Raw genomic sequence first — 24,020 nt, forward strand, 5'->3', positions numbered from 1 at the left:
AGGGGCGTTTTTCTGTTTTTATGGCCTGTGCCAAGAACAAGTGACACCATAACTAGGAGGCTATTTATATGAAAGCTAGTGAAATCCGCTCCAAATGGCTGGAGTTTTTTGAAAGCAAGGGACATGTGATTGAACCAAGCGCACCGCTTGTTCCTCATAAAGATCCTTCCCTGCTGTGGATTAATGCGGGCATGGCGCCGCTCAAGCCTTATTTTGACGGACGTGTGAAGCCTGAAAATCCACGTATCGCCAATTCACAGAAATGCATTCGTACGAATGACATTGAAAATGTCGGCAAAACGCGCCGTCACCACACTTTTTTCGAAATGCTTGGCAACTTTTCCATTGGCGACTATTTTAAAGAAGAGGCCATTACATGGGCATGGGAGTTTCTGACTGATCCCCAATGGATTGGCTTTGATCCGGAGCGTCTGGCTGTAACCGTGTATCCTGAAGATGAAGAAGCGTACAAGCTGTGGAACGAAAAAGTCGGTCTGCCTGCTGAACGTATTATCAAATTGGAAGACAACTTCTGGGACATCGGCGAAGGCCCTTGCGGACCTTGTACGGAAATCTTTTATGATCGCGGCGAAGCCTACGGCAGCGACATGACGGACCCTGAAATGTATCCGGGTGGAGAGAACGAGCGTTACCTGGAAGTATGGAATCTCGTATTCTCACAATTCAACCATAACAAAGACGGCAGTTATACGCCGCTTCCAAACAAAAATATTGATACAGGAGCCGGCCTGGAGCGTTTTGCATCCATTTTGCAAAATGTGGATTCCAATTTTGACACAGATATTTTTCAGCCGCTCATTCAGAAAACAGCTGCAATGGCAGGAGTCAAATATAACGAAAATGTGGACAGCGACGTGGCTCTTAAAGTCATTGCCGACCATGTTCGTACCGTAGCTTTTGCGATTGGCGATGGTGTACTGCCTTCTAACGAAGGACGGGGCTATGTTATTCGCCGCTTGTTGCGCCGGGCTGTGCGTTACGGCAAAATGCTCGGTATGAACCGTCCATTTATGTTTGAACTGGTGGAAACGGTTGGGGATATAATGGGTGTGTACTACCCTGAAGTGGTGGACAAGCGTGATTTCATCATCAAGGTGATCAAAACCGAAGAGGAACGCTTCCACGAAACACTGACAGACGGATTGGCTATTTTGGCTGATATCAGCGCTCAGGCGAAGGCGGAAGGCCGCGATATGATTAGCGGAGCAGACGCATTCAAACTGTACGATACGTACGGGTTCCCATTTGACCTCACCGAGGATTATGCGGATGAGCAGGGCTTGAAAGTCGACCGTGAGGGTTTTGATGAAGCGATGCAGGAGCAACGCAAACGTGCGCGTGATGCTCATCAGGACAATGCCAGCATGAAGATTCAGGGCGGAGCTTTGTCCGACTTGGCGGTTAAAAGTGAATTTGTTGGATATAATGACCTCGTAACTGAGTCTAAAATTGTGGCGATTGTATATGAAGATGTGCTGGTGGACAGTGTTAGTGAAGGACAGACATGTCAGGTCGTGCTGGATGTGACTCCTTTTTATGCCGAAAGTGGCGGACAAGTCAGTGACCAGGGTTTGCTGCGTGGAGGTACGGTGACTGCGAAGGTCGAAGGACTGTTCAAGGCACCACAAGGCCAGCATGTGCATCAGGTCGTTGTAGAGGCCGGTGAGCTGAACGTTGGCGATACGGTGAAAGCAGAAGTAGATCAAGCCTTGCGTGGGGCAATTGAGAAAAACCATACGGCTACACATTTGCTGCACAAAGCGCTTAAAGAAGTACTGGGTGACCATGTCAATCAGGCAGGTTCTTTGGTAGAGCCTGGGCGTCTGCGTTTTGACTTCTCCCATTTTGGAAGCATTACAGCGGAAGAGCTGGCGGATATTGAGTTGCGGGTAAACCGTGCGATCTGGAGCCAATTGAATGTGAATATTGAACTGAAGCCGATTGAGGAAGCCAAGGCAATGGGTGCGATGGCGCTGTTCGGTGAAAAATACGGAGATATCGTGCGGGTCGTTAAGATAGGCGATTACAGCATCGAGCTGTGCGGTGGCTGTCATGTCAGCAATACCTCGCAAATCGGACTGTTCAAGCTTGTCAGCGAGAGCGGTATCGGATCAGGTGTGCGTCGTATTGAAGCGGTAACCGGGCGTATTGGCTTTGAATATATGGAAGGACAATTGGAGCTGTTGAAGGTATCGGCCGGGCTGGTTAAATCCAAGCTATCCGAGGTGCCGAAGCGCATTGAGTCCTTGCAGCAGCACATTAAAGACCTTAGTCGTGAAAATGAATCGCTGCAAAGCAAGCTAAGCGCTATTGAGGCAGGTCAACTGACGGATCAGGTGGTACAAGTTGGTGGAGTACAACTGTTGGCTGCACGCGTACAGGCTTCCAGTATGGACGCTTTGCGTGCCATTGCCGATGAGTTGAAAGGGAAACTTCCGGCTGCTGTGCTGGTGCTCGGCGCTGCGATGGACGACAAAGTCAATTTTGTCGTAGCTGTACCTGCAGAGCATACGAAGGCAGGACTTCATGCAGGCAAGCTCGTGAAGGAAATTGCTGCCGTATGCGGCGGTGGTGGTGGCGGACGTCCTGATATGGCACAAGCAGGAGGCAAGGATGCCAGCAAGCTGGACGAAGCGCTTCAACGTGCCCACGAACTGGTGGCGGCAGCTTCTCAAGGATAAAGTTCGATAATTTTTGCGGATTTTTGGAAAAAAAACGGGCTAAGACATTTCCTTGAAGGGCTTTGCTTATGGTATGATGTATAAGAATAAGCTGGCATAAACATGTACACATGTTTTGTGGAAGCGAGGTGTCAACAATGGATTCCATGGACAAAACGGTCAAATTTAATGTCAAGGCGGATGAGAAGGAAGCTTCTGCTCAGGAAATTTTGTTGACCGTATATGATGCTTTGGTAGAAAAGGAATACAATCCAATCAATCAGATTGTCGGGTATTTGTTATCAGGTGATCCTGCTTATGTGCCGCGGCATAATAATGCCAGAAGCTTGGTACGTAAAAAAGAACGCGATGAATTGATTGAAGAGTTGGTTCGTTTCTATCTGGCGAAGCACCGTTAGGAGACAGGCATGAAAGTAATGGGATTGGATTACGGGGACCGCCGGATCGGGGTCGCCGTAAGTGATGCCTTCGGCTGGACCGCCCAAGGATTGGAAGTCATAGAACGACGTGGTGACGACAGTGAGTTCGGTAAAATTGCAGATTTAATCCGTGACCATGAAATCGGTGAGGTGGTTGTAGGCTTGCCGAAAAATATGAACGGAACCGTGGGTCCACGCGGTGAGATTTGCATTGAGTTTGCCGACCGACTCAAGGAGTTGCTAGGATTACCCGTTCACCTTTGGGATGAACGGCTGACGACGCGTTCGGCAGAGCGTGCGCTTCTGGAAGCCGACGTCAGCCGAAAAAAACGCAAGCAGGTGATAGATAAGCTAGCAGCAAGCCTGATCTTGCAAAACTATTTGGACGCACACAGTACAAGGTGAGGGGGATATCGTAATGGCTGAAAATCAAGTGGGTATGGAAGAAGAGCCGGAAATTATTTATATTGCCGATGACGAGGGCAACGAAGAAGAGTTCGAGGTCATTATGAAGTTTGAGGTAGACGGTTCCGAAGCGAAGTACATGATGGTTGCGCCAGTGGACCCTGAAGCTGATGAGTCCGATGTTTACGCCTTCCGTTATGAGGAAGAAGGCGATGATATTAAATTGTATGTGATCCAAGACGATGCCGAGTGGGAAATCGTTGAAGAGACCTTTAATACATTTGTCGAAGAAGAGGACGAGGAAGACGGGAAATGACGAACTATTCACGTGAAGACCTAAGCTGGACCTCTGATTTAAAGGAAGCGTTCGACGGTGATGTAGAGTTGCAGGATGAACAGGGTCATGCGGTACGCATGGAGCTGGAAGCAGAGTTCAAGGTAGGTAATCAACGGTACGCCGTATTACGTCGACCTGGGGCTGCTGCAGGCGAGCATGAGCTATATCATGTGAGCTCATCTACAGACGGCGAAGTCTCCATCACCACCATCGAAGATGATGACGAGTGGGAAGATATTTCTGAGCTGTACGATGAATGTACGCTGCCGGAGCTGTAAGGCTGGATTACGAGGAGATCAAACCTGAAAGGGCGGACCTGTCCGCCCTTTTTGGCTGTGAAGGAGTTGAGTGGAAGTGAAGCGAAGGACGAGGATGACCACGCTGTTGTTGCTGCTTGTTATCATAGCAGGAGGAGCAGCTTTCTATATTTGGAGTGCTATACAGCCTGTTCAGCCGAAAACGCAGCCTGTAGCATTTACAGTTGTGAAGGGAACAGGAACCTCAGCTATTGCAGATACCTTGGAACAAAAGGGACTTATACGTAATGCGCTTGTGTTTAAGGCTTATGTAAAATTCAAACAACAGGGAAATGCATTACAGGCCGGGAATTATGAGGCGCAGCCTGGCATAACCTTTGATCAACTGATTGCCAAGCTATCGGTAGGGGACGTTGTCAAAGAGGAAATGATTCGTTTTACAATCCCGGAAGGTTATACGATCAGACAAATGGCTGATAAGCTGCAAAAGGAAGGACTGGCGGATCGGGCGCAATTTTTGCAGCTGGCCAACGAGCCGTCCGCTTTTGACGTTTCGCTGGTGCGGGATATTCCGAAGCAGGCAGGGCTCCGCTATGCGCTGGAAGGTTATCTTTTCCCCGAAACCTATGAGCTGAAAAAAGGCAGCACAACCAAGGATATTGTTCAGGCGATGCTGGAGCAGACGCAAAAGCGTCTGGATACCCTACCCGATTTGGATGCCAAGCTGAAGCAGCGGGGCGAAACACTGCATCAACTGCTAAGTGTTGCATCTCTGGTGGAGCGCGAGGTGGTTGTGGATGATGAACGGCCTCTAGTGGCTGGAGTTATTTATAACCGACTCAAGCAGGACAAGAAGCTGGAAATTGACGCTACTGTTCAATATATGCTGGATAAGCAAAAGGAACGGCTGTATTTCAAGGACTTGGCTGTAGATAGTCCTTATAATACGTATTTGCACCCGGGACTTCCGCCAGGGCCGATTGCAAGTCCGAGCTTGAAATCAGTGGTGGCGGCCTTACAGCCGGCAGCTACGGATTATTTATTTTATGTGACCAAAAAAGACGGGACACATGAACATTTGTTTGCCGCCACGTACAAAGAACATTTGCATAACATTCAGGTAAGTAACCGTAAGACAAAATAGGAGGTGAGCCTATGGCTTACAAACCCGAACTGCTGGTAACCGCCAGCTCTCTGGAGGATGCCCGCCATATGCTGGAGGCCGGAGCGAACGCATTGCTTATTGGAGATGACCGCTTTGGCATGCGGCTGCCGGGACATTTTACACCGGATCAAATCCGTGAGGTTGTAGAAGAAGCACGGAAGCATGCGGCGCAGGTATATGTATCTATGACAAATTTGATGACGAACGAGCTGTTGCCGCTCCTCTCTGAATATGTGCAGACACTCGCCGGATGCGGTATAGATGCCATTGAGTTTAATGATCCATCGGTACTCATGGCGGTAAAGGAGTATGCACCCCATCTGAAGCTGTTTTGGAACGGAGAAATGATTTCCACCAACTTCGCAACCGCCAACTATTGGGGTGAGAAGGGCGCTTCGCGCGTTATTTTGGCTCGTGAGCTCAGTATGGACGAAATTACGGAGATGATTCCGAAGCTGAACATCGAGGCACAGGTTCAAGTACATGGCATGACTAATATTTATCATTCCAAGCGTAAGCTTGTGCAAAGCTATATGCTGCATCAGGGACGCCCTGTAGAAGGCGATCTGGGCAGGGAGCGCGGCTTGTTCCTGATTGAAGCCGAGCGGAAGGAAGAGAAGTTCCCCATTTATGAGGATATGAACGGGACACATATTATGAGCTCGGATGACTTCTGTATCATGGAGGATTTGCATATTCTGATGGAGGCTGGCGTTCACAGCTTTAAAATCGAAGGACTGTTAAAACCTACCGCTTACAATGTGGCAGTTGTTCGTGCTTATCGTCAAGCCATTGACACCTATACAGCCGATCCGGAAGCTTATGCGTATGATGAAAGTTGGCTGGATGAGGTTCGCCGTCTGCAAGACCCTGAACGGGAGCTATCCTTCGGATTTTTCTATAAAGAGCAGGTTTATTAATATTACATGAACACACAAGGGGGGAACGTCATGGGAACGTTGACCAAAACAAGAAAATATAATGGCAAGCGGAATCGTCTGGATAAGCCGGAGCTATTGGCTCCTGCCGGAAATCTGGAAAAGCTGAAGTTTGCAGTTCACTATGGCGCGGATGCTGTATATATTGGTGGACAAAAATACGGTTTGCGTTCTAACGCTGACAATTTCAGTTTTGAGGAAATGCGGGAAGGTGTGGAATTTGCCAATAAGTACGGTGCCAAGGTGCTTGTGGCCACGAACATCTATGCTCACAATGAAGATATTGCCGGAATCGAGGAATATCTGCGCAATCTGTACGAGGCAGGCATTCATGCTGTGATTGTTGCTGATCCGGCCATTGTATCTGTGGCATTGCGTGCTGTTCCGGGATTGGAAGTGCATTTGAGCACACAGCAGTCCACACTGAACTGGCAAGCAGTAAAGTTCTGGAAGGACGAGGGACTGCCACGTGTTGTCTTGGGACGTGAGACCAGCCTGGAGGAAATTGAGGAAATTAAAAAGCATGTGGACATTGAGATTGAAGCTTTTGTCCATGGTGCGATGTGTTCTTCATTCTCTGGTCGCTGCGTGCTGTCCAATCATTTTACAGACCGGGATTCCAACCGTGGGGGATGCTGTCAGTCTTGCCGCTGGAAATACGACCTGTTCGAGGATGCTCGTCCGGGCGAGGTGTGGATATCTGAGGAAGAGGCGCAGGATAGCAATGTGCTGAAACAGTTCCAGCTTGGTGTTAACCAGCTTCCGCTATTTGAAGAAAGCGATAATGCGTTTACTATGGGTTCCAAGGACTTGTGCATGATTGAAAATATTCCCGATCTGATTGATGTGGGTGTAGACAGCTTTAAAGTGGAAGGACGCATGAAGTCCATTCATTATGTAGCTACGGTCGTGAATGTCTATCGTCAAGCCATTGATTCCTATATGGCTGATCCTGAAAATTATGTGCTCAAGCCAGAATGGATTGAAGAGATTAACAAGGCAGCCAATCGTCCGCTGAATACAGGCTTTTTCTACGATACACCGGATCATGAGGATCATATTTATGAGCCAGAGGAAAAAGCAGTGCCTTACGATTTTGCCGGACTGGTTATGGATTATGATTCTGCGAGTGGTATCGCAACGATTCAGCAGCGCAATCATTTTAAACCGGGGCATGAAATTGAATTTTTTGGTCCGAACGGAACGTTCTTTAAACAAAAGGTCGGAACGATCTGGGATGAGGAAGGCAATGAGCTGGATGCTGCCCGTCACCCGCTTCAACGGATTAAAATGAAGGTAGATCAGCCTGTATCGTATTTTGATATGATGCGTAAAAAGAAGTGAATAGGCCCTAAGTCGCGGGTGAAAAGATGCAAAAGTCTCTCCTATCGGTTGGAGAGGCTTTTTTTTGAATACCTTTCTAGGAAAAAAGTTTCACAAAATTTAGTCATTCCTCAAAGGAAAGCTACACTCCGTGTCGAATAGTTCCGATAGATGTTATATAGATAACAGATACATAATGGATGATGTGGAACAAGAAACTAATCATATAGTGGTAGGTGAGAGGAATGGGTTTTCGGAAAAAAGAGGGGAACACAACAAAGAGGCAACCAAAGAAAACGAATCTCATGAAAGGCAGCAAGGTGACAACGGATAAAGGGGCACAAATGGTTAGGGTGTCCTCGAAGGTTCTCCCTTGGGTAACTAAAGCCACTCGTAAAGGCGCATCTAAATTAAAGCGCTTACTTAAGACGGAAAAGTACAGCAAGGATTTCATGCATTTGGTCAAAAACTATAATCCGATCCGTTCAGTTGGGATGAAATTGTTCCTGATCTTTTTTGCGGCAATTATGTTATTTGTGGTCAGCTTAGGGATGCTCTCATACTACAAGGCTAAAAGTACGATTGAGCAAAATGCGGCTACAGCCTATCAGCAAACCGTTCAGCAAACTTCGGAAAAGCTGGATATTATTCTGGAACGTTTTCAGGATACCTCAACACAGGTATTTTTTGATACAGAATTAAGTGATCAGCTGCAAAAGGCGGCGAAGCAAGAAAAAAACTCTTTTGAATCTTTTGTTGCGATGGGTGAAGTAAACAAGAAGCTAACGAATCTTGCTTTCACGAATAAAGCGATTGATTCATTATATTTGTACCCGGAAGAAGCCAGTTTAGCTGCGATGGGCACAGGAACACAAAAGGATGTACGGCAGGAAGCGTGGTTTAAGGATATTCTGAAAAACAAGGGAATTGTTTGGTTGCCTACGCAGGTGAATGACAATGGAAGCAAGACCTTTCGTCTGGCACGCTCCATGAACAGTATGTCCGGGCTCGGAGGGACCTACGTTCTGGTTATGGATTTAAAGTCCAGTGTGGTGGAGGACGAGTTGAAAAGTGTTAATTTGGGCTCAGGCAGTATGATCAGCCTTGTGACAGACAAGGGTGAATTTGTAGGCTCTAACATAGATAGCTTGTCAGGAGGAAAGAAAAATCTGGATTACGTTTCCAAGCTTGAAGGGATCGAAGGAACTCAATTTATGGAGCAGGAAGCAAATGGGGAAAAGCAAAATGTGCTTACGGTTCATAATACGCTGGGAACCTCCAAGTGGATTCTCGTGGGTGTAGTACCTGTATCAGAGCTGGTTAAAGACGCTAGGGGGATTTTAACGACGACCTGGATATTTGCTGCGGTGGCTGCACTCATTGCATTGTTCATTGGCCTGTGGATCGTACGCCTTGTGGCGCGTCCGTTGACCCATTTGAAAAATTTAATGGTCGAAGGTGCCAAAGGTAACTTGCAGATCCGAACGAACTACAAGGCTCAGGATGAAATCGGCCAGTTGTCTGTCAGCTTTGACATGATGATGGAGCAAATTACATTGCTGGTAGAACAGACGAACGTGTCGGCTCAGGAGGTTCTGAATACAGCGACGGAACTGAGTGATGCCTCGAAGAAGACGGCTATTTCAGCCAAGGAAATTGCAGCCGCAACTGAGGAAATCGCTCATGGTTCCACCAGTTTGGCAACAGAGGCTGAACGTGGCAGCGGACTAACCGGGAATATATCTCAGCAAATGGATGTGGTGATGGCTTCTAATCATGAAATGAGCTTGGCCGCACGGGAGGTTGAACAGTCCAGTGAAAAAGGGACGGTTCAGCTGAAAAGCCTGTTAAGCAAGACGCGGGTTACGGAAGAAACTACGCATGCTCTGGTAGGCAAGGTAGATGAGCTGAAGCAGACAACTTCCGATGTTTTTAAGGTGCTGGACGTATTACAGGATATTGCTAAACAAACGAATATTCTATCGCTGAATGCGACGATTGAAGCGGCACGGGCGGGAACCGCCGGACGTGGCTTTATGGTGGTGGCGAATGAGGTTCGGCAGCTGGCTGAGCAATCACGTCAAGCTATTCATACAGCTTCAGGAATTATTAACAACATCATCAATGAGATGAATGAAACGGTGCAGGCGTTATCCGAGGTGTATCCACTGTTCCGTGAGCAGATGGGAGCCGTACAGGTGACGACGGACATTTTCCAATCGGTGCAGCAGCAAATGGGAGAATTTGCGCTTCGATTGGGAACGGTCACCTCATCCATTCAGGAATTGAGTGAATCGCAGACAACTTTATCTGAGGCAATGACCAATGTAAGTGCAGTAGCCGAGCAGTCTTCGGCCACTTCGCAGGAAGTCGCTTCCCTGAGTAATGAGCAGGCCAATATCGGTAATCAACTGGTAGGCTTGTCTGATAAGCTGGAAGGCGTATCCGTGAAGTTGAAGGAGCAGCTTTCGCGGTTTACGGTGTAAATGTAACAGAATTGATGTATTGCTGATTTTATGATAATGGCAGGAAACCCATTTCCGTGTTCAAAAGCGGAATGGGTTTTCTTTTTTAGCTACAGGACATACTACTGGAAAAAGATGAAAGAAGGATGCGTGTGCCGAGGCGTGGCAACAGCTTCATGCGAAAACGTCGAATTGCATATATGGCCTTGGGAATGATGGTGCTGCTGCTTATTTTACTATTCCGGCTGGCTTGGGTTCAGGGGACGGCGGGGATACATATGTCTGCTTATGGGGGACATTCGCTGAAGGAAATGTCTATGCGTCAGCGTCAGGAGGGAATTGCTATCGACTCCGGGCGTGGACAGCTCACGGATCGACATGGACAGCCCTTGACGGGTGGTGTCGTATGGGCGCCAGTGCTTTTTCCCGACGTTGATGGCAAAGCGGCTCTCCATGGCGAAGAGCTCGCCAGGTTGCTGCGGACGAACAAGAAGCAGTTGCTGACACAGTGGAAAGGCCTGCAATCACCGCTAATATGGCGGGATGGGCGCGGAGAGCCCGTACAAATCAGGCCGAATGAAGCGAGCAAGCTGCTGAAGCTGGTCCCTTCGCTCATCGAGCTTGTTCCTTATGCGAAACGCTACACGGATCTCCCCACTGGCAGGCAATGGCTTGGCTTTTTGTATGAGCGTGGCGACCGAGTGGGTGAACTGCCAATTGGCGCAGCCGGGCTGGAAAGAACGCTGGAGCCGCTGCTGAGTGGCGTAGGTAAAACATTCGTCTCCCGGTTTGTGGATGCGCAGCGTCGTCCGCTGGCTAATGTATCGCTGCAGGTAAGTACTCCAGCCAATGCTCACTATCCGCTACAGGTGCAGACCACCATTGATCTTTCCTTACAGGAGCAGCTGGAAAAACTGACGGAAGCCAATCACCTGGCAGAAGGTGCGGTGGTTGTACTTGATGCCGGTAATGCGGATGTGCTGGCGATGGTGTCTCGTCCTTTTTATAATCCCGTTCGTGTCGATCCGCAGCAGACAACAGACTGGTCGAATCGCGCGCTCAAGGCGGTAACCCCGGGTTCCATTTTTAAACTGGTTACGGCTGCGGCTGCACTTGAATCAGGTGTTGTCCAACCGAAGGAGCAGTTCCATTGCGATGGAACCTATGGCAAGTACGGTTTGACTTGCTGGAAAAAAGAAGGACACGGCACCATGAACCTGGAAGAGGGGCTTGCCGTATCCTGTAATATCGTGTTCGCTCATCTTGGCGAACGGCTTAAGCCTGAGCAAATTCAGGCTACGGCCTCTGTGCTGGGGTTGAGCCGAACAGTGGGCTGGCAGGAGCGGAATCTTGCAGGGCTGCCGCAATTCAGACCGCTGGATCACGAGGAAAAGGGAGCCGTATTCGGCTCCCATACTCATGCGGTAGATCGGGGCGTACGTGTACAGACAGCGATCGGTCAGCGCGATGTGCTGGTCACGCCCCTCCAAGCTGCCAATCTCATCGTCACCTTGCTGCATGACGGCCAGGTGCATGCTCCACGCCTTGTGAATCGCATCAGCTACGCAGATGGTGGCACCATGCTGGACCTGCCTGCTCATGCTTCACCTGCACCCCAGGGAAGCCACCCGATTCATGCCTCCACGGCCCATACGCTTCGCGCGGCGATGGAAGAAGTGGTGGCCCACGGTACAGGGGTATCCTTGCGTGATAAATTATGGCATCTGGCTGGGAAATCGGGTACAGCCCAAGCCTTAAAGGACGGCCGTCCCGTAAATCACCAATGGTTTATCGGTTATGGTCCGGTAGAGCGACCTCGTTATGCTGTTGCCGTCCTGGTGCAAAATGCGCCAAAGCACTCTGCCAATCGGGCTACTGTACTGTTCGGACAGGTGATGGATCTGCTGGCTCAATTCTCTTCAGCTCCACGAGCAGTCTCACGGTCCTCCTCCTGAATTTTGACAATAAACGGGGGCTCATCAAATTCTTCTGTCGGAAACCGAATCCATTGTTGCAGATAGCCTTGCTGCCACAATTCCTTGAGTAAAATAATCAGAATCGGAGATAAGATTAATCCGGCCAATCCGAAAATGGATAACGATATAATGGCAAAGGAAAGCATCAGATAGGCAGATGAGACACCGATGGAATTTCCAGTAATTTTAGGCTCTGCCAGCTGGCGGACGATCACCGCGACAGCCATGACAATAAGCAGCCCGATAGCCAAGCCCGTATTCCCTGTGATGAACAAATACACCGCCCATGGAATAAAAATAACAGGTACACCCAGCAAGGGCAAAATATCAAACAACGCCGCCATAAGTGCCAATGACAGGGCATTATCCACTTGCAAAATGAGTAAACCTATAAATACAAGAATAAAGGTAATCCCTACCAGTAAGGCTTGAGCCTTCAGAAAGGCGGAGATCGCTTTAAGCACGTGATTTTTTAGAAAAAGGTAAGCCGTTTTTAGTGTCTTGGGAGTTTTACTACGGGCAATTCCCTTCCAGAGATTAATTTCCATGCTTAAAAAGAACGCTAAAATGATTGCGACAGCAAAATTGCCCATAAAAACAGTGAAGGAGCTGAGAAATTGTATGAAAAAGGATAACCCGAGCTGTGCCCACTTGGTAGCAATCGTGGTCGCAGTCGCAAAATATTCATTCACATGTTCGGTAACACCCGAAGGTAAAGCAGCAATTTTATCTTGAGAAAGATGAAGAAATCGCGTGAATTCTGTTTGGATAATCTGGGTATAATGTGGGAGATTTTGCGCGACTTTCGTAAATTGCGTAACCAGAATCAAACCCAATCCGAAAAAAATAGCGAGTAAAAGGATGATGAACAGCAACACGGAGAGCGCGGAGGCGAAGGGTTTCTTCATCCCTTTGCGGTGGAAATAACGGGCTGCAGGTTCAATGCACCAGAACACGACGAACGATAGGAATACTGGTGCCGCCAACTGATACAGCTTACTGGATACAAACATAATTAAATACACGGTTAATACAATCAGACCGATATCAAAAACGGTACGCCAATATTTTTTGTACAATGGAAGCATATGTATACAACGACTCCTTTAAGATTTTTATTTATTGTACACTAAAATTGGACTTCAATGCTGATCATGCAAAAGCAAAATGACCGCATGCTTATGCTTTATGATAATATATAAGTAAGTGAATTTTCCTCAGGAGTCCAGCTTGGGAGTACAGAATAGAAAAGTGGGGATAAAACGTGCAGACTTTGCTGTTATGGATGTTTTACATTTCAACTTTTTATGCTTTTATTCCAGCGCTAGTCAGTCGTATTTTTGGGTTCAGAGTGTTTCGACGTGGCAAAAGCGAGCAGGAATTTGCGCTCACCTTTGATGATGGTCCTGATCCGGTGTATACACCGCAGTTGCTGGATTTATTGAAGCGTTTTGATGCTAAAGCTACTTTTTTTGTCGTTGGCATCAATGCGGAAAAGCATCCCGAGCTTCTGAAACGCATGCATGATGAAGGTCATTTGATCGGTATTCATAATTATGTGCACAAATCGAATTGGCTGATGCGGCCAGTTACCGTCAGAAGGCAGATTGCCCAAACAGAGGAAATCATTCACCGGGTAACCGGAAAGGGAACGACCTTCTACCGTCCGCCATGGGGAATTGTGAACTTCTTTGATATTTCTAAAACGAATGGTCGTCGAATTGTATTATGGTCCTCCATGTTCGGGGATTGGAAGGCGAGCATTGGAGCCAAACAGTTAGCGGAGCGGATGCTCAAAAAGCTGAGGGGTGGCGAGGTGATGCTACTCCATGACTGTGGTACGACATTGGGTGCAGACGAAGAAGCCCCTCAGAATATGCTAATCGCGTTGGAGGAGCTTCTGATGGTCGCCCAAGAACGGCAATTGCGCAGCGTACGGGTGGATGCATTGTTTGGTCAGCCTGTCCTTATTTCAGCTGCCGGTGAGATGGTCGATACGGGGTGGTTCAAAAAAACGCTGGTATTTGGATGGCTGCTCTACGAGCGCCTATTCCACACTTTATTCCGGCTTCGTCCTGTAAGCAAGGAGGATACGATTTTTTATTATCGTCGTCGTACCTATCATGGACCAAATGTAAACATGGAGAACGGCAGGTGGCTAAAAAAGGGAGACCCGATAGTCGAGCTTCATTTTGATAATAAAATGTTGTTTCATTTAGGCTCGACGGCAAAGTCTATGGTGCATTTGGCTATTCAATTAATCCGAATAGTGAAGCGGCAGCTTCCTGATCTTGCCTATCAGCTTGTACATGATTCTGGAATGAATGGTGTAAAGGCAGTCTATGCAGTAAGTATGATTAACCGCGGACCAGAGAAGCTGGGATTTCAAATTCAAGAGCTACCCAAAGGACTGTTCAAGAGGGCGTCGACCATATATTTAAAGCTGTTATTTAGTGTCATCCATCCTTCGGGACCCGAGCAGTTGAACGAAAAAAAAGAGGTGATGGTACCGAAAATGATCGTGATGCCAATTGATACTTTGTTTGATCGTTTTCACGAAGAGGGACCCTATCCAATAGATCAAACTCCTGGTCAAGCCAATCAACGCGATGTTGCACATATGCTCCAGAGTGAAGTGAATGATGAGGTTAGCTCCATTTAGACAGCGGTTAGAGCTTCACAAGCAGCAGACACAAGATCAAAGCGGTTAACCTAATACGGAAAAGCCTCCCACCCCTGTTATAGGGAGCGGGAGGCCTTTTTTAACTGTTTATAAAGCATATCTTATTATAAAACATATATTAGCCAATCTTAGCCAAGCATTAGATTTTCATAATTCCGCCGTTACTTGCGTTCGTTACCAGCTTGGAATAACGGGCCAGGTAGCCAGTCTTCACCTTCGGCTCAAAGCCTTTCCAGTTGGCACGGCGACGTTCAAATTCATCGTCCGAAATTTGCAGCTCAATCTTACGATTGTTCAGATCCAGCTCAATGATATCGCCGTCTTCAACAAAAGCGATAGGACCGCCCTCAGCGGCTTCAGGGGAAATGTGGCCGATGGAGATACCACGAGATGCACCAGAGAAGCGTCCGTCTGTAATCAGACCCACCTTGGCACCAAGCCCCATGCCCACGATTTGCGAGGTTGGAGCAAGCATTTCAGGCATACCCGGTCCGCCCTTAGGACCTTCATAACGGATAACAACAACGTGTCCTTCCTTGATTTTACCGTTGGCGATGCCAGCCAGTGCATCTTCCTGTGAATCAAAGCAGATGGCAGGACCTTTGTGATACCCCCCAACAGAAGGATCAACTGCACCGACTTTAATAATGGAGCCCTGCGGTGCCAGATTGCCGAATAGTACAGCCAGTCCGCCGCGTTCGGAATAAGGGTTGTCCAGCTTGTGGATGACATTCGTGTCGAGAATTTCCTGTCCTTCTACGTTCTCACGAATCGTTTTTCCGGTTACTGTAATACAGCCGCCATGCAAAGCGCCCGGTTTCTTCAACAGTTCATTCAGCACTGCGCTTACGCCGCCTGCATTATGAACATCCTCAATGTGATAATCGGAAGCAGGTGCCAATTTGGACAAATGAGGTACGCGGTTGGCGACTTCATTAATACGTTCAATTGGGTAATCCACTTCAGCTTCATGAGCCAGTGCCAAAGTATGCAGTACCGTATTGGTGGAACCGCCCATTGCCATGTCCAACGCAAATGCATTATCAATGGCTTCTTTAGTTACAATATCACGTGGCTTAAGATCCAGCTTGATCAATTCCATCAATTGGTGTGCAGATTGTTTGACGAATTCTTTACGTTCTTCTGCCACTGCGAGAATGGTGCCGTTACCTGGCATAGCCAGACCCAGCGCTTCAGCGAGGCAGTTCATGGAATTGGCTGTGAACATGCCTGAGCAAGAACCACAGGTTGGACAGCCGTATTGTTCCAATTCAAGCAAGCTTTGGTCATCAATCTTACCTGCCTGGTATGCACCTACACCCTCGAAGACGGAGGTCAGGGAGATAGAACGGCCATTTTTGTCCTTACCAGCTTTCATGGGGCCACCGCTGACGAACATAGTCGGGATGTTGACACGCAATGCACCCATCATCATGCCGGGGGTAATTTTATCACAGTTAGGAATACACACCATGCCGTCAAACCAGTGAGCGGAAACAACTGTTTCCAGCGAGTCGGCGATAATTTCACGGCTTGGCAGAGAATAACGCATACCAATATGTCCCATGGCAATGCCGTCATCTACGCCGATGGTGTTAAATTCGAAAGGTACACCGCCTGCGTCACGAATGGCCTGCTTGACAATTTTGCCGAATTCCTGCAAATGAACGTGACCCGGTACAATGTCAATATACGAGTTACATACCGCAATAAAAGGTTTGTCAAAATCTTCTTCCTTAACGCCCGCTGCGCGCAGCAAGCTGCGGTGAGGAGCGCGGTCAAAGCCTTTTTTAATCATATCGGAACGCATTTTCGTCTTTGCTGTCATGATGCTGGTTTCCCCCCAAAGTATAAAAATGATATGGCGTTTAATAGACGCCGTTAATAGCGCAGAATGTTTTCTAAAGAGTCTATCACAGATGTGAGCATTTTTCTACATATATAAGGATTTCGAGAAATGACAAAAAGTGAATGTGAAAAAGCCCACACCGCTATAAAACGGGTGAGCTCCAGTTGGTTTCTATGATTAAAGAAGGGCGGAGTAGGACAGAGCTAAATAAAATTACGCAGATCGTCTAAAAGGATAAGGAGCTGGTTTAAGCATCCAATCTACTTGTGGCTCAACCAGAGGGCGTGTTGCCATCCGAATCCAGGGCATAGTCAGCAAACAGCACAGACCTGCTGCACACACTACGATAAAAATAATCTCCACTGGTGTATCTATATATTCGTAGACTCCCTTTGCAACAACGGTACGGACGATCAGGCCATGGAGCAAGAAGACGTATAATGTCCGCCGACCCATCTCGGTGATACGTCCTGTGATTGCTGGAACTAAGCCTAAAAACGCCATGGAGGCTATGAATTGAACGCCATACATGCCGATACGGTAAATCCCTGCGTACCATTCGGTATGGCCCAGCTCACCATAAGTCATGCTGCCATACAGCCAGCCTGCGGGGATGCCGAAATACGACGTTCCCGCCAACACGATGAGTAGAAGGGATACAGCACCAGCGATGATTCGAACTGAAGCTGTAAAGAAGCGTCGGACGTCCACATAATTCAAATGATATCCTGCCATAAAGTAAGGTAAATAAACAAAGGTTCTGCATACGCTTAGCCATATACCCTCCACAGGGAGATATCCAACAAGGATGCCCAGTAGTACGGATATGCCCAATTGCAAGACAGGCGGCACTCTCCGCAAAGCGAGCATCAACAGTCTCCAACAGATATGGCTGGCGAGGAACCAGAGCAGCAGGTAAGGTGCGAAAAAAGAATGATGGATATGTGGAACGTGAAAGAGTGCAACATCCAATACAGAATAGAGCGATTGGAAAATAAGATATTGCATACCAACCTGTAGAAGAACTTTACGGCCTGCCGGTCCCGCCAGGGAGGACTTGGCGAAATAGCCTGTAACGAGCACAAACAACGGCATATGGTACATAAATATCCAGTTGAACCATTGCTGGGCGATATGAAATGAACTGGTCAGCGGCTCCAGGGCATTCCCCACAAATACACATATGATCAACATAAATCGCAAATTGAGAAAGAAGCTTTCTCCCTGTACATCATGGTTTGTCGTCATGTGTTTCCCTCCGAGCGGCAGTCAGCCGTGTCAACTATTTAAAAAATAATTCTTTACAAGGAACAAGGTACGATACTCTGGACTCTACCATTGTGATTTTATTCACAATGGTAAGCGCTATCATGTCCTTATTGTGTGGCGAAAGCTTGAACAGCGGATAAAGATAGGCCAATACTAGGAAATATTTGCTGATTTGACCCTGAATGTACAACGGTGTTACCCTAACATGGCTAATAGTGTTACGATTTACGATGGTAAGTGCAGCTACACATTGCATATTCAAAGTTATTCAAAAGATGAAACACGAGGCAGGCAAGGTGAAAGGAACATTTAAAATGAGAAGAAGTACAAGAAGATCATACCATTCATATGGGACACGCAGTCCCCGGAAAATATGGAAAATCCTCCTGGGCATCCTGATTGTCATTGTGCTGATCGCAGGCTGGGGAGCATGGAAGGTGTTTACCCCTTACCAGCCTGATGAGACAGCAGTAGCTGCGTTAGCAGAAGCAACTGATGCGGTGAAGGTAAATGAACAAGAGCATTGGATTGGTTTTGAGCCCGCCAAAAGAAGTGGTGCCGGAGTCATTTTGTATCCGGGAGCACTGGTGAAGCCCGAAAGTTACGCACCTTTGGCACGTCGTCTGGCGGAAAAGGGTCATCATGTGATTATTGTAAAAATGCCGCTGAATTTGCCGTTGGCTTCCCCCGATTTGGCGGGTGAAGTGCTCAAGGCTTATCCAGAAGAAGCATTTGTCATTGGAGGCCATTCGTTGGGTGGTGTGATGGCGGCCCGCTATGCTGCTGTACACGCCGATCAAGTCAAAGGCGTATTTTTCCTCGCCTCCTACCCGGATAGCAAGGGCAATTTAAAGGATAAGAATCTGCCAGTTATTTCTCTCCTGGGAAGTGATGACGGAGTTATCAATATGGATCAGGTTCAGAGTGGCAGAGCCTATTTACCAGCCAATACGTTATATTTTACAGTGGAGGGGGGCAATCATGCCCAGTTCGGCAGCTATGGAGCTCAAAAAGGCGATCATGCGGCAACCATTGATGCTGTGGAGCAATGGAATCAAACGGTATCAGCTTTACAGGACTGGATGAAAGAGAGTGTGGTGGACGGGGCTCCTAAAAACCAATAAAGGAGGCATACTGCATGTCGGAGCTGATCGTGCAGGGGGAGCGGTATCCGTGCCGTGGCATTTTGTTGGATAAGGATGGCACGTTGCTGGATTTTATTCAGTTGTGGGGCCCTTGGGCTCGTTCTATACTGGATATGATGGAGCAGCATCTTGCCTTGTCGGGTACCGGCTTTACAGTGGCAAAAGATAGCGTTCTCGGCACGATTCATGACCAGGAGGGGCAAGTGATCGGCTATGATCCTTCCGGTCCGCTGGCTATGGGAACGGTGGATGAAAGTACAGGCGTACTCGCCTGGCAGCTGTACACTGCCGGTGTGCCGTGGAATGAAGCTGTGCGGCTTGTCCGCGATTTTAATAAAACAGCGATGGCTGATATTCGAAGGCACCGGGCAGCGAGGGTGTTTCCGGGGTTGCGGACGTTGCTGGAGCAAAGCCGCCGCGCCGGGGTGAAGCTGGCGGTTGTGACCTCTGACAGTACAGAGGCCGCACAGGAGCATTTGGAATGGATGGGGCTGACCTCCTATTTTGACGAGGTCATTGGACACGATAGGGTTACATACGGCAAGCCTGACCCGGAAATGGCTGAAAAAGCCTGTGCTTTACTGGGACTGCCACCATCGGATGTAGTTGTCATCGGAGACAGCAACGGGGATATGCAGATGGGCAAGCGTGCCGGAGTACGGCTGGCTATTGGATTTGCGCCGGAGCCCGAACATTCGGCTCATTTGCTGGATGCGGACATGGTTATCCGCGCATATGAAGAACTGGAGGTGCGTGAAACATGGACAAAGTAAAAATGTTGGCTGAATGGATACAGGATGCGCAAAATATCGTTTTTTTCGGTGGAGCAGGGACATCGACGGAAAGCGGTATTCCGGATTTTCGTTCGGCTGCCGGCTTGTATCAGAGTGAGGAAAAACTGCCTTATTCCCCGGAGGTTATGCTGAGTCGTTCTTTTTTTGTCAAGCATCCTGAAGTGTTCTTTGGCTTCTATCGCAGCAAAATGCTGCATCCCGATGCAGAGCCGAACGGCTGCCATCGTTTTCTTGCCTCCTTGGAACACCAAGGCCGTCTTAAAGCGGTGGTGACACAAAATATTGACGGATTGCATCAGGCCGCAGGCAGTGTAAATGTACTCGAACTTCACGGTTCGGTGCATCGCAATCATTGTATGAAGTGCGGGCGCTTTTACAGTCTGAATGAGGTAATGAGTAGCTCTGAGGTCGTACCCAAATGTCCGGTGGACGGGGGAATTATCAAACCGGATGTTGTTTTATATGAGGAGGAGCTGAATCAGGATACCATTGTTCGATCCGTTCAGGCCATTTCGCAGGCCGATCTGCTGTTAATTGGGGGAACGTCGTTGACCGTGCATCCTGCGGCAGGTCTGATCACCTATTTCCACGGTAAACATACGGTTCTGCTCAATACTGACCCTACCTCCTATGATCACAAGGCGGATCTGCTTATCACGGACCCGATTGGACAGATTATGGAACAACTTGCTGGTCAATTAGGGTTGTAATCGTTTTCTTGTCAACGGTTGCATAAAAGCGCTATAGTATTGTTGTACCGGACATAAGAATGTTTCGAGAGAGGCAGGGATAGCATGGTTTATTTGGCTGACGATAATCGTTATGAAAGCATGAAATATAACCGCACAGGGAGATCAGGCCTCAAATTGCCCGCCATTTCGTTGGGCTTGTGGCACAATTTTGGCGGGATCAACAACGCGGAGAATGGTCGCAGCATGATTACCCGATCCTTTGATTTGGGAATTACGCATTTTGACCTCGCCAATAACTACGGCCCTCCAGCAGGATCTGCAGAGGAATTTTTTGGACAGGTATTAGCTAGTGATCTGAAGCCCTATCGGGATGAGCTGGTCATTTCAACCAAAGCAGGCTACAATATGTGGCCGGGGCCTTATGGGGATTGGGGTTCACGCAAGTATCTAATTTCCAGTCTGGATCAGAGCCTGAAGCGGATGGGGCTGGACTATGTCGATATCTTCTACTCTCACCGCTTTGATCCTGATACACCTCTTGAAGAAACGATGCAGGCGCTCGATCATATCGTGCGTTCCGGCAAAGCGCTGTATGTGGGTGTGTCTAATTACAGCGCGGAGCAAACGGCAGAAGCCGCTCGTATTTTGAAGGAGCTGGGAACACCGCTTCTGATTCACCAGCCGAAATATTCTCTGCTCGACCGCTGGATTGAAAACGGATTACAGGACGTTCTGGACGAGAACGGGATAGGCAGCATTGCCTTCTGCCCGCTGGCTCAGGGATTGCTGACCAATAAATATTTGAACGGCATTCCGGAAGATTCACGTGCCGCGAGTACGTCAGTCTTCTTGAATGAGAGCCATGTGACGCCTGAAACACTTCGCAAGGTACGTGCTCTCAATCAAATGGCAGCTGCGCGCGGACAAAGTTTGGCTCAATTCTCGCTGGCCTGGGCTCTGCGCGGTGAACGACTGACCTCCGTCCTGATCGGGGCCAGCCGTGCCAGCCAAATAGAAGAAAATGTGGCCACCTTGTCCAATCTGGACTTTTCACAGGAAGAACTGGATCGGATAGATTCCATTTTGCATACGGGGAACACCCAGGATTAGGATAGAGGCACAGCCTTAAGACTAATGGACATTTTGACATCATCGACATGATGTACATTTTGTCATAAAAACTCTACACGTAACAGCCGGCATCGCTGAAGGATGCCGGCTGTTTGTCATATTATATTGTGAACCATGCTGAATCCATCCTCCGTGACCTTGGCTGCCTAAAGATCATTTGTCGGGCTGAGTGTGTGCAGACTTATGCAGCCTGTAAAGCCTATCCCTAAGGCTGTGGGTATTGCTTGACCTTGTTTCGGTACTCGGTTGGCGACTGGCCGCAGAAACGCTTGAATTGACGCGAAAAATACAAAGCATCGGTTAATCCAACCGAGGCGGCTACCTGCTCCACGGACAGCTCGGGACGCTCACGCAGCAGCTGACGCGATTTGTCGATTCGCAGCTTGAGCAGATAGGTCACGGGGGAGACGCCCGTCTCCTTCTTGAATATCCGTGATAAGTACGCACGGTTATACCCAAGTCCTTCAGACATTTGTTCAATGGAAACGGGGTGTGCATACTGTGTGGACATGTACTGAACCATCTGTTTGACAGTGCGCCGAATTTGCGAATCCGCTCCCGACGGGTCAGACCAGTCACTCAGATGATTACCTGCTTCTCCCATGATCAAATACAAATAGCCAAGTGCTGAAAGATGGGAGCTGGATTTTCTGCTATAGAAGGCCAATTGCATTTGCTCCAGATAACCGGGAATGGGATTGTGATCGGAAGCATGGAAGACGGGCTGATGAACACGCAGTCCTGCTTCCTGTACCACCTGCTCGGTGAGGTATCCGGTAAATGCTGACCAACGATAACGCCACGGTTCTTCTTCATCCGAGGTATAGCTCACAAGCTGACCAGGGTGGATCAGAAAAAAATCGTTTTTTTCAAGCTGGTATGTGTGTTGTTCCGTTCGGAAAATACCTTTCCCAGATTCGACGAAATGAAGCAGATAGTAATCATACAGCTTCGGCCCAACGGCGTGACCGGATTTGGTTTGGCTCTCCCCTGCAAAGAGCACATGCAGCGGGCTATTTTCGTAAAACACCGGATTAGAGGCGACAGCATAACTATATGAATACGTTTGCAAAATAGGGTCATCCTTCCTACATTTGTGAATAGTTTAGCGGATGCGGTATACTTACATTGTACATGTCCAAGTCACATTTATCCATAGCTTCAACACATGGATGCATTACACTGTGTGGCGCTTTCATTTATACTGAATTCATAAGAGATGTCAACCTGATTATGATTTTTACAGGGAAGTCAGGGAACCTTTACTAACGTGAATGAGGTGGAAGCGGATATGAACGCTGCTGAATTAAAGAAACATTTTATTGAAAAATATGGTGAAAGCAGTCATGAACTGCGGATATTTCATGCACCTGGGAGGGTCAATCTGATTGGGGAGCATATCGATTATAATGGTGGCTATGTACTCCCGGCTGCGCTGGAATTCGGAACGACCCTGATCCTTCGTGCGCGTAATGATGATGAGATTCATTTTGCTTCGACAAATCTTTCGTATGAAGTATCCATCCCACGCGGAGAGATAGGTAAAAACAAAACCGATGAGTGGGTGGACTATCCGGTGGGTGTGCTGGTGGAGCTGGCTGAAAAGGGAGTTTATCCGTCCAGCGGATACGACCTGCTCTATCATGGAGAAATACCGAACGGTGCCGGATTATCCTCCTCTGCCTCCATTGAGGTGGTGACAGGATACGCGTTCCTCACGATCGAAAAACAAGAAACAGATACCGTCGAAATTGCTTTGTTGTCCCAGCGGGCCGAAAACAATTACGTTGGCGTCAACTGCGGTATTATGGACCAGTTCGCTGTCGCGAACGGAGCGGCTGATCATGCCATTCTGCTGATGTGCGATACGCTGGAGTACCGTAAAGTGCCCTTCCGTACCGGTGCCTATAAGCTGGTAATCGGCAATACGAACAAACGCCGCGGATTGGTGGATTCAGCTTATAACGAGCGCCGCAGCCAATGTACCGAAGCGTTGTCCATTTTGCAGCAGCAGGAGCCGACATTGGAATACCTCGCTCAGCTGGATGAGACCCGTTTTGGCGAGCTTCAGCATCATATAGCGGATGAAACGGTGCGCCGCCGGGCACAGCATGTGGTAGAGGAAAATGCGCGTGTGCTGGCCTCTGTCGATGCTCTTGCGGCCAATGATCTCGCAGCTTTTGGTCAGCTGATGAACGCTTCGCACGATTCATTGCGCGATTTGTATGAAGTGAGCTGTACGGAGCTGGATGTCATGGTCGAGGAAGCACGACGTATTTCCGGTACGCTAGGTGCTCGTATGACGGGAGCCGGATTTGGAGGTTGTACGGTTTCATTAGTTCATGAAGATGATGTGGAACGTTTTGTAAAGGAAGTCGGCGAAGCTTATCAGACCCGGACAGGGCTGGAAGCCAGCTTTTATGTATGTAAAGCGGGAGACGGAGTTAAAGAACTGAAGGAGGACGAATAA

At 48.3% G+C, this 24,020-nt stretch carries 20 protein-coding genes; 16 read left to right on the forward strand and 4 right to left on the reverse strand.

Annotated features, from left to right (window positions below; all coding sequences use genetic code 11):
* Positions 1-68: 68 nt before the first annotated feature.
* The 10 genes from alaS to KQI_RS0113300 all read left to right on the forward strand — a co-directional run bounded on the left by alaS (position 69) and on the right by KQI_RS0113300 (position 11,966).
* Positions 69-2,702 carry an alanine--tRNA ligase gene (gene alaS, locus KQI_RS0113255; RefSeq protein ID WP_010347257.1) on the forward strand — a complete coding sequence of 878 codons (2,634 nt, stop codon included), beginning with the start codon at positions 69-71 and terminating at the stop codon, positions 2,700-2,702.
* A 137-nt stretch (positions 2,703-2,839) separates the two neighbouring features.
* Entirely contained in the window at positions 2,840-3,100 is a 261-nt protein-coding gene (locus KQI_RS0113260; RefSeq protein ID WP_007431624.1) for an IreB family regulatory phosphoprotein, read from the forward strand.
* A 9-nt stretch (positions 3,101-3,109) separates the two neighbouring features.
* Entirely contained in the window at positions 3,110-3,526 is a 417-nt protein-coding gene (gene ruvX / locus KQI_RS0113265; RefSeq protein WP_010347259.1) for a Holliday junction resolvase RuvX, read from the forward strand.
* Positions 3,527-3,539: 13 nt separating this feature from the next.
* Positions 3,540-3,842: a DUF1292 domain-containing protein gene (locus KQI_RS0113270; protein WP_007431622.1), complete on the forward strand. Its 303-nt coding sequence runs from the start codon at positions 3,540-3,542 to the stop codon at positions 3,840-3,842.
* On the forward strand, positions 3,839-4,141 hold the full coding sequence (locus tag KQI_RS0113275) for a DUF1292 domain-containing protein (RefSeq protein ID WP_007431621.1): 303 nt from the start codon (positions 3,839-3,841) through the stop codon (positions 4,139-4,141). Before KQI_RS0113270 ends, KQI_RS0113275 begins: the two co-directional genes overlap by 4 nt.
* Positions 4,142-4,235: 94 nt before the next feature.
* Positions 4,236-5,264: an endolytic transglycosylase MltG gene (mltG, locus tag KQI_RS0113280; protein WP_029390144.1), complete on the forward strand. Its 1,029-nt coding sequence runs from the start codon at positions 4,236-4,238 to the stop codon at positions 5,262-5,264.
* Positions 5,265-5,275: 11 nt separating this feature from the next.
* On the forward strand, positions 5,276-6,205 hold the full coding sequence (locus KQI_RS0113285; RefSeq protein ID WP_010347261.1) for a peptidase U32 family protein: 930 nt from the start codon (positions 5,276-5,278) through the stop codon (positions 6,203-6,205).
* Between the two features lie 30 nt (positions 6,206-6,235).
* Entirely contained in the window at positions 6,236-7,567 is a 1,332-nt protein-coding gene (locus KQI_RS0113290) for a peptidase U32 family protein (RefSeq protein ID WP_010347262.1), read from the forward strand.
* Between the two features lie 224 nt (positions 7,568-7,791).
* Positions 7,792-10,032 (forward strand): methyl-accepting chemotaxis protein, encoded by a 2,241-nt coding sequence (locus KQI_RS0113295; RefSeq protein WP_029390145.1) that lies wholly within the window; start codon positions 7,792-7,794, stop codon positions 10,030-10,032.
* A gap of 125 nt (positions 10,033-10,157) precedes the next feature.
* The gene (locus KQI_RS0113300) at positions 10,158-11,966 is read left to right on the forward strand and encodes a peptidoglycan D,D-transpeptidase FtsI family protein (RefSeq protein WP_010347265.1); all 1,809 of its coding nucleotides are present in this window, start codon (positions 10,158-10,160) and stop codon (positions 11,964-11,966) included.
* Here KQI_RS0113300 and KQI_RS0113305 read toward each other — a convergent pair.
* Positions 11,921-13,075 carry an AI-2E family transporter gene (locus tag KQI_RS0113305; RefSeq protein ID WP_010347266.1) on the reverse strand — a complete coding sequence of 385 codons (1,155 nt, stop codon included), beginning with the start codon at positions 13,073-13,075 and terminating at the stop codon, positions 11,921-11,923. The genes KQI_RS0113300 and KQI_RS0113305 overlap by 46 nt on opposite strands.
* A 176-nt stretch (positions 13,076-13,251) precedes the next feature.
* On the opposite strand from KQI_RS0113305, the gene KQI_RS0113310 reads away from it, so the two are divergent.
* Entirely contained in the window at positions 13,252-14,649 is a 1,398-nt protein-coding gene (locus KQI_RS0113310) for a polysaccharide deacetylase family protein (protein WP_010347268.1), read from the forward strand.
* 160 nt (positions 14,650-14,809) lie between these two features.
* On the opposite strand, the gene ilvD is transcribed toward KQI_RS0113310, so the two are convergent.
* Together ilvD and KQI_RS0113320 are read right to left on the reverse strand one after the other, a co-directional pair.
* On the reverse strand, positions 14,810-16,498 hold the full coding sequence (ilvD, locus tag KQI_RS0113315) for a dihydroxy-acid dehydratase (RefSeq protein ID WP_029390146.1): 1,689 nt from the start codon (positions 16,496-16,498) through the stop codon (positions 14,810-14,812).
* Positions 16,499-16,732: 234 nt separating this feature from the next.
* Positions 16,733-17,767 carry an acyltransferase family protein gene (locus tag KQI_RS0113320; RefSeq protein ID WP_010347270.1) on the reverse strand — a complete coding sequence of 345 codons (1,035 nt, stop codon included), beginning with the start codon at positions 17,765-17,767 and terminating at the stop codon, positions 16,733-16,735.
* Positions 17,768-18,102: 335 nt separating this feature from the next.
* On the opposite strand from KQI_RS0113320, the gene KQI_RS0113325 reads away from it, so the two are divergent.
* The 4 genes from KQI_RS0113325 to mgrA all read left to right on the forward strand — a co-directional run bounded on the left by KQI_RS0113325 (position 18,103) and on the right by mgrA (position 21,529).
* Positions 18,103-18,912, forward strand: coding sequence for an alpha/beta fold hydrolase (locus tag KQI_RS0113325; RefSeq protein ID WP_029390147.1), 810 nt, complete (start codon positions 18,103-18,105; stop codon positions 18,910-18,912).
* Positions 18,913-18,926: 14 nt separating this feature from the next.
* Complete coding sequence (locus tag KQI_RS0113330; RefSeq protein ID WP_010347273.1) at positions 18,927-19,706, forward strand: HAD family hydrolase; 780 nt, start codon at positions 18,927-18,929, stop codon at positions 19,704-19,706.
* A complete protein-coding gene (locus KQI_RS0113335) occupies positions 19,694-20,437 on the forward strand; it encodes an NAD-dependent protein deacylase (RefSeq protein WP_010347275.1) in 744 nt (247 codons plus the stop codon). The genes KQI_RS0113330 and KQI_RS0113335 overlap by 13 nt, the downstream gene beginning before the upstream one ends.
* Before the next feature lie 84 nt (positions 20,438-20,521).
* Positions 20,522-21,529 carry an L-glyceraldehyde 3-phosphate reductase gene (gene mgrA, locus KQI_RS0113340; protein ID WP_010347276.1) on the forward strand — a complete coding sequence of 336 codons (1,008 nt, stop codon included), beginning with the start codon at positions 20,522-20,524 and terminating at the stop codon, positions 21,527-21,529.
* 226 nt (positions 21,530-21,755) lie between these two features.
* Here mgrA and KQI_RS0113345 read toward each other — a convergent pair whose 3' ends face one another.
* The gene (locus KQI_RS0113345; protein ID WP_010347277.1) at positions 21,756-22,622 is read right to left on the reverse strand and encodes an AraC family transcriptional regulator; all 867 of its coding nucleotides are present in this window, start codon (positions 22,620-22,622) and stop codon (positions 21,756-21,758) included.
* Positions 22,623-22,841: 219 nt separating this feature from the next.
* Between KQI_RS0113345 and KQI_RS0113350 the strand changes: the two genes are divergently transcribed.
* Entirely contained in the window at positions 22,842-24,020 is a 1,179-nt protein-coding gene (locus KQI_RS0113350) for a galactokinase (RefSeq protein ID WP_010347278.1), read from the forward strand.

This window comes from Paenibacillus peoriae KCTC 3763 (genome assembly GCF_000236805.1).
Classification (GTDB): domain Bacteria; phylum Bacillota; class Bacilli; order Paenibacillales; family Paenibacillaceae; genus Paenibacillus; species Paenibacillus peoriae.